General features: G+C 62.9%; 1 protein-coding gene. It reads left to right on the top strand.

The features are described 5' to 3' along the window. A partial coding sequence (locus FLQ44_RS19735) for a hypothetical protein (RefSeq protein WP_206208998.1) occupies nt 1-372 on the top strand: 372 nt, incomplete at both ends.

The following is a 372-nucleotide window of genomic DNA, read 5'->3' as shown; positions in this document are numbered from 1 at the left end:
ACCGTCAAGCTGAGCATCGGCGGTAAAGACGCCACCGGTACCATCCTCGACAACGACGAAACGCCGACCATCGAGCACATCGGCAAGCCTGACCCGTCTGCGGCCAACCCGAACGACGTGTCTGCCACCGAAGGCGATAGCCTAGCGTTCACCGTCAAGCTGTCCAATGCTTCGTCCAGCGCCACCACTTTCGACTTTGCGCTGCAAGACGGCACCGCTACCGCTGACGACTACGGCACCGCCACCTTCAGCAACGGCGTGAGCTACGACCCTGCCACCGGCAAGATCACCGTCCCGGCCGGCGTCACCAGCTTCACCGTGACCGTACCGACCAGCAACGACACCACCGACGAAGCCGACGAAACCGTCAAG

This window comes from Vogesella mureinivorans, assembly GCF_007644035.1.
Classification (GTDB): domain Bacteria; phylum Pseudomonadota; class Gammaproteobacteria; order Burkholderiales; family Chromobacteriaceae; genus Vogesella; species Vogesella mureinivorans.
This window is presented reverse-complemented; position numbering and strand designations above follow the sequence as displayed.